This window comes from Nocardia abscessus NBRC 100374 (genome assembly GCF_000308455.1).
GTDB classification, from domain to species: Bacteria; Actinomycetota; Actinomycetes; order Mycobacteriales; family Mycobacteriaceae; genus Nocardia; species Nocardia abscessus.
The window spans coordinates 1-12180 of record NZ_BAFP01000100.1 but is presented as its reverse complement, the minus strand read 5'-3'; the positions used below and the strand labels follow the sequence as shown (position 1 = coordinate 12180).

The window sequence follows — 12180 nt, the reverse complement described above, 5'->3', positions numbered from 1 at the left end:
TCAGGAGCCGACCGGCTGTTGGCCGCGCAGGCGGGCAACGATTTCGGCCACGTCGGCGTCGTATTCCGGAGTCAGCACCACGTCCTCGTTGAACAGGGGATCGGTCCGCATTTCCACCGCGACCAAGTCCTCGGTCTCGTCCAGGTTCACCGCCACGTGCAAGACGCCGTCGGGGATATAGATGAACTCGCCGGGGCCGTGGAAATACGGAGTCAACCGCGGGCCGATGAGCGTGACCGCCCGGCCGCGCAGACAGACGACGACGATCTCGCTGTGCGCGTGATAATGCGCTTTCGACATGGCGCCAGGGGGCATGGTGACCATCCCGGCCGAAATACCGGTCGCACCACAGGTTTCCGTGGTTACGCAGGGAGTGAGGCGTTGTCGTTGTCGTCCGAAAGTCTCCGCCGCGTCGGACGGTTTGATCACACGAACCTGCTTGACTGCACTTTTCATGGGTACTCCGGACACTTTTCTCGCCGATCGAACTGGACGCTAGACCATTCCCGCTGCTGGCGAGAGACGAGCTTGTGGGAGCGTGGAAAACCCTGGGTGTCCCGGCACTTTCACCAATCCGTCCGGCACGTTTCCGGTGCGCGAAGTTTCCGTCGGCGATGTCGTGATCACCGACGCCCGCGCACGGAATCGCACCGTCGCGTGAGGCCTCGGCCACTCGGCGGTTAACTCTCGGCGGCGAAATACGGCAGTGCCGTGAACGCGCCCCGCTCGGTCGGACCGGCCCGACGGGCCGACGCGGTCGGCGTCCGCTCCGGACGGGTCACGGGTCGCCCGGCCGGGCGGACGACGCCGGTGCGCCGATCCGGCCCCGCTCGCCACCTCCCGGCGCGCGGAAGTGTTGTGTGAGATCAGCACGCCCGAATACTGTTCGCTACCTGATTTGCGTAGGCTGCGCACTGTGCAGAGATGGCGAAGTCTCGACGAGGTGCCCGCGGACTGGGGGCGCTGTGTCCTCACGATCGGTGTGTTCGACGGTGTGCACCGCGGCCACGCGCAGTTGATCAGCCGGGCCGTGAAGTCCGCCGCCGCGCGCGGCGTGCCCGCGGTGCTGATGACCTTCGACCCGCACCCGATGGAAGTGGTCCGCCCCGGCTCGCACCCCGCGCAGCTGACCACGCTGACCCGCCGTGCCGAACTGGCCGAGGAACTGGGCGTCGACGTGTTCTGCGTCATGCCCTTCACTCAGGAATTCATGAAGCTGACCCCCGCGCGGTACGTCCACGATCTGCTGGTGGAGCGGTTGCACGTGGTGGAGGTGGTGGTCGGCGACAACTTCACCTTCGGCAAGAAGGCCGCGGGCACGGTCGAGACCATGCGCGAACTCGGCAAGCGATTCGGCTTCGAGGTCGACGGCGTGACACTGCTCGCCGAACACGCCGTGACCTTCTCCTCCACCTACATCCGCGCGTGCGTCGACGCGGGCGACATGGCTGCCGCGGCGGAGGCGCTGGGGCGGCCGCACCGGGTCGAAGGCGTCGTCGTGCACGGTGACGGCCGCGGCAAGCAGCTCGGTTTCCCGACCGCGAACGTCGCTCCGCCGATGCACGCCGCGATTCCGGCCGACGGCGTGTACGCGGGATGGTTCACCGTGCTCGGCCCCGGCCCCACCATCGGTACCGTCACCCCGGGTGAGCGGGCCATGGCCGCCATCTCGGTGGGCACCAACCCGACCTTCTCCGGCCGCGCCCGCACGGTCGAGGCGTACGTGCTCGACGGCGAGGCCGATCTGTACGGCCAGCACGTCGCGGTCGACTTCGTCGAGCACATCCGGGGGCAGCGCAAGTTCGAGTCCGTGGACGAGCTGATCGAGTGCATGGGTCGCGACGTGGAGACCGCGCGCAAAATTCTCATCGCCGTCGACGCCGGGTGAGCGTCAGGACTTCATGAAGTCGAGCGCCGCACGCCCGGTGCGGCAGGCCGTGCCGATCGACCTGCGATTTCGGCAGGAAGAGCCCGGTCCGGTAGGGTGGTCCCTCGGGTTTGCTGCGGTCCGCGGTGGCGCCCGCACCCGGGTAACCGGACATTCGAGCGCGGAACTGAGAAACAGGAGTGGATGCCCCATGGCGCTGACCACCGAGCAGAAGTCGGCGATTCTCGCCGAGTACGGCCTGCACGAGAAGGACACCGGCTCGCCGGAGGCGCAGATCGCGCTGCTGTCCAAGCGGATCGCCGACATCACCGAGCACCTGAAGAAGCACAAGCACGACCACCACACCCGCCACGGTCTGATGGCGCTGATCGGTCGTCGCAAGCGGCTGTCGAAGTACCTGCAGGACAACGACATCAACCGCTACCGTTCGCTGATCGAGCGGCTCGGGCTCAGGCGGTAATTTTTTCCAGTGGCTCGCGTCCGAGCGACCGCCGCTGGCGACTTCGTCGCGGACGCGGCGGCCGCTCGGACGCGAGCCGGGCCACGAACGGGCAATGCTCGGTCTCGCTTCGCTCGAAAGACGTGGCGGGGCCGATTCGGTTCCGATTCGGGGTAGCTTGCGCGCCCGTTGTCGGCCGTTGCCTTGCGGCGGTCGCACGGGCGATACCTGGAGTTCGAGTTCCATGGGATGCGGTGAGTCGACATTGAGGCGTACCGACCATGGCCACCCGGAGCGCGGTCACACTGATAGCCGGGTGAGGCTTTGCCCGCAGATCAGCGAGAATCTCTACGCATCGACGACTCGGTTCCCGTGCAGGTGGGGGCCTCGGCCGACTCGCAGGGGTCGGTTTCCCAGGTGACCGGTGACTCGATGCGGGGCGGGGAAGTGGTAACCGGCTGCTCGACACGTGGGTGTCCGAGGCGGTCGCTGGTTCAGCCGATGGGGAGACGTACAATCGCCTCGTTGGCTATTTGTGTATAGGGGTGGATCGCCCCCCTGCGCACGACAACATTGCACAGCCGTATGCACCCGCCCGCGTGGCGTCGGTCTTCGGTAGTGGCCTATCGGCAGCGAGTTGGCGCCGTCGGGCTTCGATCGATGACCGCCTCCGCGTCGCCGTCTCCAAGGGGATTCGGCCGGGTGTGCGCGTCGCAGCCACGAAGGTTGCCGCGCGTCCGTACCCGGTACGGCTGACGACAGCCGGATCGCGCCCGACGAGCGCTCGAGCCGGCGAAGACGAGAGGTTGAGAGAGAAGAATGACCGAAACAACTGAACGCAAGAGCTCGGCCGTCGAGGTCGAACCGGGCGTATTCGAATCCGTCGCGCTGATCGACAACGGCAGCTACGGCACCCGCACCATCCGGTTCGAGACCGGACGCCTCGCCCGGCAGGCCGCCGGTTCGGTCGTCGCCTACCTGGACGACGAGAACATGCTGCTGTCGGCCACCACCGCGGGCAAGCAGCCCAAGGACCAGTTCGACTTCTTCCCGCTGACGGTCGACGTCGAGGAGCGGATGTACGCCGCGGGCCGCATCCCCGGATCGTTCTTCCGCCGTGAGGGCCGCCCCTCCACCGACGCGATCCTGACCTGCCGACTGATCGACCGGCCGCTGCGTCCGTCGTTCGTCGACGGCCTGCGCAACGAGATCCAGGTCGTGGTCACCGTGCTGAGCCTGGACCCGAACGACCTCTACGACGTGGTGGCGATCAACGCCGCGTCCGCGTCCACCCAGATCGCGGGCCTGCCGTTCTCCGGCCCGGTCGGCGGCGTGCGTGTCGCGCTGATCGAAGGCCAGTGGGTGGCCTTCCCGACCGTCGAGCAGCTCGAGGGCGCCGTGTTCGACATGGTGGTCGCGGGCCGCGTGGTCGACTCCGGTGACGTCGCCATCATGATGGTCGAGGCCGAGGCCACCGACAAGGTGATCGAGCTGATCGACGGTGGCGCGCAGGCGCCGACCGAGACCGTCGTCGCCGAGGGCCTCGAGGCCGCCAAGCCGTTCATCGCCCGCCTGTGCCGCGCGCAGCAGGACCTCGCCGAGCTGGCGTCGAAGCCGACCGAAGAGTTCCCGCTGTTCCCGCCGTACGGCCAGGACGTGTACGAGGCCGTCGAAGGCGCCGCCAAGCGCGAGCTGAGCGAGGCGCTGGGCATCGCGGGCAAGCAGGAGCGCGAGGAGAAGATCGACGAGATCAAGCTCGCCGTGCTCGACCGGCTCGGCGACGACTTCGCCGGACGCGAGAAGGAACTGGGTGCCGCGTTCCGCTCGGTCACGAAGAAGCTGGTGCGCCAGCGCATCCTGTCCGACGGCTTCCGTATCGACGGCCGTGGGCTCGCTGATATCCGTGCGCTGTCGGCCGAGGTCGCGGTCGTACCGCGCGCCCACGGCTCGGCGCTGTTCGAGCGGGGCGAGACCCAGATCATGGGCGTCACCACCCTGGACATGGTGAAGATGGCCCAGCAGGTCGACTCGCTCGGCCCGGAGACCAGCAAGCGCTACATGCACCACTACAACTTCCCGCCGTTCTCCACCGGTGAGACCGGGCGAGTCGGTTCGCCCAAGCGCCGCGAGATCGGTCACGGCGCGCTGGCCGAGCGGGCGCTGATCCCGGTGCTGCCCAGCCAGGAGGAGTTCCCGTACGCCATCCGGCAGGTCTCGGAGGCGCTGAGCTCCAACGGCTCCACCTCGATGGGCTCGGTGTGTGCCTCCACCCTGTCGCTGCTGAACGCCGGTGTGCCGCTGAAGGCGCCGGTCGCCGGTATCGCGATGGGCCTGGTGTCGGACACCATCACCAACGACAAGGGCGAGGACGAGGTCCGCTACGTCGCGCTGACCGACATCCTCGGCGCCGAGGACGCCTTCGGCGACATGGACTTCAAGGTCGCGGGCACCCGCGAGTTCGTCACCGCGTTGCAGCTGGACACCAAGCTGGACGGCATCCCCTCGCAGGTGCTGGCCGGTGCGCTGAGCCAGGCCCACGACGCGCGCACCACGATCCTGGACGTGATGGCCGAGGCCATCGCCACCCCGGACGAGATGAGCCCGTACGCGCCGCGCGTCACCGCGATCAAGATCCCGGTCGACAAGATCGGCGAGGTGATCGGCCCCAAGGGCAAGGTGATCAACCAGATCACCGAGGACACCGGCGCCAACATCTCCATCGAGGACGACGGCACCGTGTTCGTCGGCGCGACCGACGGCCCGTCCGCGCAGGCCGCGATCGACGCGATCAACGCCATCGCCAACCCGCAGCTGCCGAAGGTCGGCGAGCGCTTCCTGGGCACGGTCGTCAAGACCACCGCCTTCGGCGCGTTCGTCTCCCTGCTGCCGGGCCGCGACGGCTTGGTGCACATCTCCAAGCTGGGTAACGGCAAGCGCGTGGCCAAGGTCGAGGACGTCGTGAACGTCGGCGACAAGCTGCGGGTGGAGATCGCCGACATCGACAACCGCGGCAAGATCTCGCTCGTGCCGGTCGAGGAGAACGCCGAGGAGCCCGGCGACGACGCGGCCGATGCGGGCTCGGCCGGGACCGAGTAGTACTTGTCCCTGTGACGAAGAAGAAGACGACAACCCCTCTGCTCAACACCGGGCGGGGGGGTTCGTCACTCGAGCTGCGGGCGGATTCGGACAGCGGAGTGCGGCGCACCGTCCTGCCCGGCGGGTTGCGCGTGGTCACCGAGCATCTGCCCGGCGTCCGGTCGGCGTCCGTCGGCGTCTGGGTGGGGGTCGGTTCGCGCGACGAGGGCCCGACCGTCGCGGGCGCCGCGCATTTCCTGGAGCACCTGCTGTTCAAGGCGACGCCGACGCGGTCGGCCCTGGACATCGCCGAGGCGATGGACGCGGTCGGCGGCGAGCTCAACGCGTTCACCGCGAAGGAGCAGACCTGCTACTACGCGCACGTCCTGGACGAGGATCTGCCCCTGGCCGTCGACATGGTCTCCGACGTGGTGCTCAACGGGCTGTGCCGGTCGTCGGACGTGGACGTGGAGCGGCAGGTGGTGCTCGAGGAGATCGCCATGCGCGACGACGACCCCGAGGACCTGGTCGGTGACTCGTTCCTGGCCGCGCTGTTCGGCGATCACCCGATCGGGCGGCCGGTGATCGGCTCCATCGAATCCATCGAGGGGATGCGGGCCGCGCAGCTGCGGTCCTTCCACTTGCGCCGCTACCGGCCGGACCGGATGGTGGTCGCCGTCGCGGGCAACGTGGAGCACGAGCACACCGTGGAATTGGTGCATCGTGCCTTCGAGAATCGGCTCGATCCGGCGGCGACGCCCGCGCGGCGGCGCGAGGGCCGGTTCCGGCCGAACGCCGCGCCGCAGCTGCAATGGAGTCATCGCGACAGCGAGCAGGCGCACCTGGCTTTCGGCGTGCGCGCCTTCGGGCGGCACGAGGGGGAGCGGCGCTGGCCGTTGTCGGTGCTGAACACGGTGGTCGGCGGTGGGCTGAGTTCGCGGCTGTTCCAGCGCATCCGGGAAGAGCGCGGGCTGGCCTACTCGGTGTATTCCAGCGTCGACACGTTCGCCGACACCGGTGCGTTCTCGGTCTACATCGGCTGCCAGCCGGAGAACCTGGGCGAGGTGGCGACCCTGGCGCGCGGCGTGCTGGAGGAAGTGGCCGCCGATGGCATCACCGACGCGGAGTGTGCGCGGGCCAAGGGCTCGTTGCGCGGCGGGCTGGTGCTCGGCTTGGAGGACTCCGCCTCGCGCATGAACCGTCTGGGGCGCAGCGAACTCAGCTACGGCAATCACCGCAGCGTGTCGGAGACCCTGGCCCGCATCGACGCCGTCACCACCGACGAGGTGTCCGCCATCGCGCGCACACTGCTGGCTCGACCCTTCGCCGCGTCGGTCGCCGGACCCTACAAGCGCACCCGTGACCTGCCCGCCACGGTACGGCGGCTGGTGCCGAGCTGATCCTCGCCGCGGGCGATCCGCCCGCGGCTTGGCGGGAAATCCGTCGGCGCGATATCGTTTCGGCCGCCCGGCCGTCGGTCCCGCCGGAGGGCGCTGAACTCGATTGTCCGGGTGTCGGATCCGGCGATCTCTGCCAAGGAGTCGAGATGAACCGAACGAATCGGGCCCTTCGCGTGCTGGGCGCGGTTTCGATGCCGATCCTCGTACTGGCCGGGTGCGGCGGAACGGACGCGGAGGCGGGCAAGGCGGGGGAGCCGACCGCGGACGCGCTGCGCGAGGAAGCCACGAAGATGACCGACGCGCTGGCCGCCCACGACTACGCCGCCGCCTACCGGTTCCGTTCCGCGCGTTGCAGGCTCACGCTGAACCAGGACGACTACGTGGCGTCGATGGCGCAGCTCTACGACGGCAGGGACCTGAAGTCCAAGCCGTCGAAGGTCACCGTCACCACGTCGGGATCGACGGGGACGGTCACGGTCGAGAACTTCGACGCCCGTGCGGCCCAGGACGACCGGAAGCCGGCGACCTGGACATTCATCGACGGGCAGTGGCGCTTCGACAACTGCTGAGCGCGCGTCTGCGCCGGCTGCGTCATTCCTGCCGGGCGCGGTTGGCGGCCGCGATGATCGTCGGCACCAGCCCGGGCAGGGCGGATTCGAGGTCGTCGATGCGCAGGCGCTGGCAGGTGTGCCCGTCGATGACCAGGCGCTCGATGACGCCTGCGTCGCGCAGGATCTTGAAATGGTGGGTGGCGGTCGATTTGTTGATCACCTCGTAGAGCGCGCCGCAGCGGACCGCCGTTCCCGCGTTGCCGAGCCGCCGCACCATCTCCAATCGCACCGGGTCCTGCAGCGCGTTGAGCACTGTGGGCAGCGCGGCCACGGAGGGCGCCTGCTGCTCCGCGCCACGGACATCGGTCATGATCTGGATCACTCCCAGGTTTGATGATCGTCGTACCGGAGGTATGGTCGACTCTAGTTCGATGATCATCAAACTTACCCGATCGGAGTTCCGATGGCAGCGACGATGGCGGTGGCCGTCGAGGAGCAGACCGCGCAGCGCTGGGCTTACGCCCTGGTGCTCGCGGCCACCGGCGTAGCGCTCGGGGTTTCCGGCGTGCCCGCCCCGCTCTACGGCATCTACGAGGAGCAGTGGCATCTCTCGCCGCTCACCACGACCATCGTGTTCGCCGTCTACGCGGTGGCCGCCCTGGGCGCGGTGCTGGTGTCCGGTCGGATTTCCGATGTGGTGGGCCGGAAGCCGGTGCTGCTCGGCGCCTTCGCCACGATGGTCGCCGGGTTGGGGGTATTCGTGCTCGCCGACAGTGTGCCCATGCTGCTGCTGGCGCGAGCGCTGCACGGGATCGCGGTCGGCTCGACCGTGGTCGCGGGAGCCGCCGCGCTGCTGGACCTGCGCCCGCACCGTGGCGCGCGGTCCGGGCAGCTCAGCGGCGTCGCGTTCAATGTGGGAATGGCCGTGGCCATCCTGGGCTCGGCGCTGCTGGCGCAGTACGCGCCGCATCCGCTGCGCACCCCCTACGTCGTGATCACCGTCGTCTGCCTGGCCATCGGCGTCGGCGTGCTCGCGCTGCGCGAGCCGCACTCCGCCCGGGTGGCCGGGCGCATCCGGATCGCGAAACCCGCGGTGCCGCAGGAAATCCGCGCCGACTTCTGGTTCTCGGCCATCGGCGTGATGGCGGCCTGGTCGGTGCTGGGCGTGCTGCTGTCGCTGTACCCGTCGCTGGCCGCGCAGCAGACCGGCATCCACAATCTGGTCTTCGGCGGCGCCGTCGTCGCCTCGACGGCGCTGTCGGGTGCCACCGCGCAACTGTTCGCGACCGGCGTGCCCGCCCGGTGGGCCGCGATCCTCGGCGACATCGGCATGGCGCTGGCGCTGCTGCTGACCGTGCCCGCACTGGCCACGCACCACTGGATCGCGGTGCTCGCCGCGGGTGTCGCACTCGGGGCGACTTTCGGACTCGGTTTCGGCGGTTCGCTGCGGCACCTGTCGGAAGTGGTGCCGCAGCACAAGCGCGGCGAGACGATGTCCGCGTACTACCTGCTGGCCTACTCGGCGATGGCTCTGCCCACCATCCTGGCCGGCTGGGCCGCCACCACCTGGGGCCTGAGCACCGTGTTCCCCTGGTTCGTCGGCGTCGTCGCCCTGGCCTGCCTGATCGCGGCCGGACTCGGCCTGCGCCGCGACCGGGCGGCATGAGCGGCGATTGGCTTTTTGCCGCGCGTGTCCGCTAATGTTCTGTGTCGCATCGCGGACGCCGCGATGCGAGTGCGGATGTAGCGCAGCTGGTAGCGCATCACCTTGCCAAGGTGAGGGTCGCGGGTTCGAATCCCGTCATCCGCTCCACGAAACTCCCCGGCCGTCTCTGCCGAAGCCCTCGAGCCGCGTCCTGTCCTGATTCTCGGCGCGGCGATTCTCGTATACCCCCCGGCCTGCGGCGATGTCGCATTTCCGGACCATCCGTACGATCATGCTGTAATGCGGGCGGATTTTCTCTGTCAAGCCCTTGCATCCCACTCTGTATGGTGCTATAAGAAATCTGTCTGAATAGACATAGGTTATCTTGACCCGGTGAATCAGAACGGTGTGAGCTGGAGGTGTGACCACAACCGACTCGGCCCCCAGGGAGTAACCGCGCTGTGGCTTTCCGCGGAAGTGGCCACCGGACGTCGCCGGATCCGGCGCCCCTGCCGCATCCGCGCGAGCGCGGGCCTTCCTTCGCACGGGGACCGCAGATCAATCGGAGGTACGAGGAATGAGAAAGGCAGGTGATGCTCGGACCGATCCAATCGTCACGTCACTCTCTTCCGACGCGGGCCCGGCACCGACGTCCGGGCCCGCGGCTCCCGCATCCGCGACGGCCTGAACCAGGAGGACCACCGTGAACAACTCGACGATTCCCGCCGGCAGCACCGCCGATCACCTCGAACAGCGGTCACCTGTCGACTGCCGTGAGCACACCGGAATCGACGCCACGGCACCCACGCCACTGGCCGAACGCATCCGGGAAGCGTTCGACCACGCCGACCGAGTCGACCGGTTCGAACAAGCAATCCTCACCCCGCTCCCCGACGACGAGTACCCGCTCGCCTACTGACCCGAACTCCGGCCCCACGCTCCCGTGACGACCACAACGCATTCCCCGATCCGATCGCGAGCCCTTCGCGCGCACCGCGCCCTCCTCCCAGCCACGGGGACCGAATGGCGGCACGGCACCGTCGTCCTCACCACCACCATCACCGACCACGGCCCCGAAGCGGCGACCGTTCGCCCGTACGCACCGCGTCCCTACCCGCCCAGCCGGCAGCCCGCCGCGCGGCGAGCGGAGCTCCGGAGGTCCGGTCACCGCCTCTTGTGAGCGGCGGCCCGCCACAGCCGGGTTTTCGCGATCGATGTTTCGGCCCGGGCGGCCAGGGCATGTCCGCAGGTGGCGGGCTGTCGCGGTGCGGCCCGATCGGCTACTGCGCTACTCGATCCAGTCGTCCGCGACGAAACGGAGCCGGCAGTGAAGATCGCCATGGTGTCCGACCACGCCAGCCCGCTGGCCCAGCTCGGTGGTGTCGACGCCGGTGAACAGAACGTGCACGTGGCCGAACTGTCGGCGGCGATGGCGCGGCGTGGGCACGACGTGACGGTCTCACCAGACACGACCACCGTCGGAGAGCCGCTGGTCTGCCCGTCCACCGAGAGCTTTCGGCCGTGACCGACGCCCGCGCCCGGCGCGCGACGGGACGGCGGTTGAACGTGCTCGTCTGGCACGTGCACGGCTCCTGGACGACGTCATTCGTCCAGGGCGGTCATCGCTATCTGATTCCGTTCGATTCCCGGCTCGGCACATGGGCCCGGGGGCGGTGCGGGCGTCCTTGGCCGGACACGGCCGTCGAAGTGGCGCCGGACGCGCTCGCGGGCGAATCGATCGACGTGGTGGTGGCGCAGCGCCCGCGCGAACTGGATCTGATCGGGGAATGGTCGCGGTGCAGGCCCGGCGTCGACGTGCCGGTGCTGTACGTCGAGCACAACACCCCTGACCAGCACGCGGCGCTGTCCAGGCACCCGCTCGCGGACCGTCCCGACCTGACTCTGGTCCACGTGACGCACTTCAATCGGCTGATGTGGGACAGCGGCCGCACTCCGGTGACCGTAATTCCGCGCGGCGTGCCGGACCCCGGCTACTCCTACACCGGCGAACTCCCGCGCGCCGCGACGGTCGTCGACGAACCGGTGCTGCGCTGGCGTGTCAACGGCACCGACCTGCTCGTCCCGCTGTCGCGGGCCGCCCCGATCGACGTCTACGGCATCGGCACCGAGAACGTGCACGAAGCGTTGCGCTGCTCGTCTCGGCGGGTGCACGGCGCGGGCGAGCACGTCCAGGATCGCCTGCACCGGCAACTGGCGCGGCGGCGCGTCTTCGTGCACACGCCGCGCTGGACTTCGCTCGGGCTGTCGGTCCTGGAGGCGATGCACCTGGGCATGCCCGTCGTCGCCGTCGCCGCCACCGAGGCGCACGCGTCGATTCCGCCCGAAGCCGGCGTGGTCTCGGCCGACCCTGATGTACTCACCCAGGCCGTCCGGCACTTCCTGGGCGATCGGATGGCGGCCGAGGTAGCGGGAAAAGCTGCCCGGCATTGGGCACTGACGCATTTCGGCATCCACGACTTCGTGCGGCGATGGGACGACCTGCTGGTCGACGCTGTCGCGACGGGTCCGGGCGGGCCCGGATGAGCGGCCGGGTCTCGATCGCACGCCTGGAGCGGCAGTGATGGCAGCGGGCGATCCGCTCGTCGTGATCGGCGACGCGATGCTCGACATAGACATCGACGGCCGCGCCGACCGGTGCAGCCCGGAAGCGGCGGCTCCGGTCGTCGACGTCGCGAACCGGACGTTCCGGCCGGGTGGCGCCGCCTTGGCGGCCCGGCTCGCCGCGTCCGATCACCGGGAAGTGGTGCTCATCGCGGGTTTCGCCGCGGACGAGGCGGCCGCGCGGCTGCGTCGGCTGCTGGATCGGCATGTGCGGGTCATCGCCCTGCCCCTGCGCGGTTCGACCGTCTGCAAGCAACGGGTGCGAGCGGTCGGCCCGTGGGCGAGCCCGAACGGGCACACCAAGGCCAGGCAGCTCACGCGGCCCGTCTTGATCGCCAGAATGGATTCCGGCACCGGACGAGTCGGCGCGGACCCGCTGCCCGAGGAGGCGCATGCCGTGGTCGCGGCGGCGCACGCCGTTCTGGTCTCGGACTACGGCCGCGGTATCGCGGCCCACCCGCAGATACGTACGCTGCTGCGCGCCCACGCCGCCCACGTCCCAATCGTCTGGGACCCCCATCCGCACGGGCCCGTCCCGATTCCGGGCGCGGCTCTGGTCA

At 69.2% G+C, this 12180-nt stretch carries 10 protein-coding genes, 1 tRNA gene and 2 pseudogenes; 11 read left to right on the top strand and 2 right to left on the bottom strand.

The window, feature by feature from the left end; translation table 11 throughout:
* The gene (locus ON19_RS39045; protein WP_063709466.1) at positions 1-456 is read right to left on the bottom strand and encodes a cupin domain-containing protein; all 456 of its coding nucleotides are present in this window, start codon (positions 454-456) and stop codon (positions 1-3) included.
* A 460-nt stretch (positions 457-916) separates the two neighbouring features.
* Here ON19_RS39045 and ON19_RS20025 point away from each other — a divergent pair, with 460 nt between their 5' ends.
* The 5 genes from ON19_RS20025 to ON19_RS20005 all read left to right on the top strand — a co-directional run bounded on the left by ON19_RS20025 (position 917) and on the right by ON19_RS20005 (position 7371).
* Positions 917-1888, top strand: coding sequence for a bifunctional riboflavin kinase/FAD synthetase (locus ON19_RS20025; RefSeq protein ID WP_051169091.1), 972 nt, complete (start codon positions 917-919; stop codon positions 1886-1888).
* 190 nt (positions 1889-2078) lie between these two features.
* A complete protein-coding gene (gene rpsO, locus ON19_RS20020) occupies positions 2079-2348 on the top strand; it encodes a 30S ribosomal protein S15 (protein WP_039799352.1) in 270 nt (89 codons plus the stop codon).
* Between the two features lie 798 nt (positions 2349-3146).
* Positions 3147-5423 (top strand): polyribonucleotide nucleotidyltransferase, encoded by a 2277-nt coding sequence (locus ON19_RS20015; protein ID WP_043694934.1) that lies wholly within the window; start codon positions 3147-3149, stop codon positions 5421-5423.
* Between the two features lie 38 nt (positions 5424-5461).
* Positions 5462-6802: a M16 family metallopeptidase gene (locus ON19_RS20010; RefSeq protein WP_051169096.1), complete on the top strand. Its 1341-nt coding sequence runs from the start codon at positions 5462-5464 to the stop codon at positions 6800-6802.
* 146 nt (positions 6803-6948) lie between these two features.
* Positions 6949-7371, top strand: a complete 423-nt coding sequence (locus ON19_RS20005; RefSeq protein ID WP_043694927.1) for a hypothetical protein — start codon at positions 6949-6951, stop codon at positions 7369-7371.
* Positions 7372-7393: 22 nt separating this feature from the next.
* On the opposite strand, the gene ON19_RS20000 is transcribed toward ON19_RS20005, so the two are convergent.
* Positions 7394-7723 carry an ArsR/SmtB family transcription factor gene (locus ON19_RS20000; protein WP_043694989.1) on the bottom strand — a complete coding sequence of 110 codons (330 nt, stop codon included), beginning with the start codon at positions 7721-7723 and terminating at the stop codon, positions 7394-7396.
* 93 nt (positions 7724-7816) lie between these two features.
* On the opposite strand from ON19_RS20000, the gene ON19_RS19995 reads away from it, so the two are divergent.
* The 6 genes and pseudogenes from ON19_RS19995 to ON19_RS19970 all read left to right on the top strand — a co-directional run.
* Positions 7817-9019 carry an MFS transporter gene (locus tag ON19_RS19995; protein ID WP_083899499.1) on the top strand — a complete coding sequence of 401 codons (1203 nt, stop codon included), beginning with the start codon at positions 7817-7819 and terminating at the stop codon, positions 9017-9019.
* A 71-nt stretch (positions 9020-9090) separates the two neighbouring features.
* A tRNA-Gly gene (locus ON19_RS19990) sits at positions 9091-9166 on the top strand.
* Between the two features lie 535 nt (positions 9167-9701).
* Entirely contained in the window at positions 9702-9917 is a 216-nt protein-coding gene (locus ON19_RS19985) for an Rv3202a family protein (protein ID WP_043694924.1), read from the top strand.
* Between the two features lie 408 nt (positions 9918-10325).
* Positions 10326-10457, top strand: a pseudogene (locus tag ON19_RS19980) (glycosyltransferase family 1 protein); the annotation flags it as partial.
* 62 nt (positions 10458-10519) lie between these two features.
* Positions 10520-11542, top strand: coding sequence for a glycosyltransferase (locus ON19_RS19975; protein WP_218006453.1), 1023 nt, complete (start codon positions 10520-10522; stop codon positions 11540-11542).
* Positions 11543-11579: 37 nt separating this feature from the next.
* Positions 11580-12180, top strand: a pseudogene (locus ON19_RS19970) (hypothetical protein); the annotation flags it as partial.

Bases quoted from the DNA above. Each gene is read 5' to 3' on its own strand.
- ON19_RS39045 (WP_063709466.1), bottom strand. From the start codon at position 456: ATGAAAAGTGCAGTCAAGCAGGTTCGTGTGATCAAACCGTCCGACGCG.
- rpsO (WP_039799352.1), top strand. From the start codon at position 2,079: ATGGCGCTGACCACCGAGCAGAAGTCGGCGATTCTCGCCGAGTACGGC.
- ON19_RS20015 (WP_043694934.1), top strand. From the start codon at position 3,147: ATGACCGAAACAACTGAACGCAAGAGCTCGGCCGTCGAGGTCGAACCG.
- ON19_RS20005 (WP_043694927.1), top strand. From the start codon at position 6,949: ATGAACCGAACGAATCGGGCCCTTCGCGTGCTGGGCGCGGTTTCGATG.
- ON19_RS20000 (WP_043694989.1), bottom strand. From the start codon at position 7,723: ATGACCGATGTCCGTGGCGCGGAGCAGCAGGCGCCCTCCGTGGCCGCG.
- ON19_RS19995 (WP_083899499.1), top strand. From the start codon at position 7,817: ATGGCAGCGACGATGGCGGTGGCCGTCGAGGAGCAGACCGCGCAGCGC.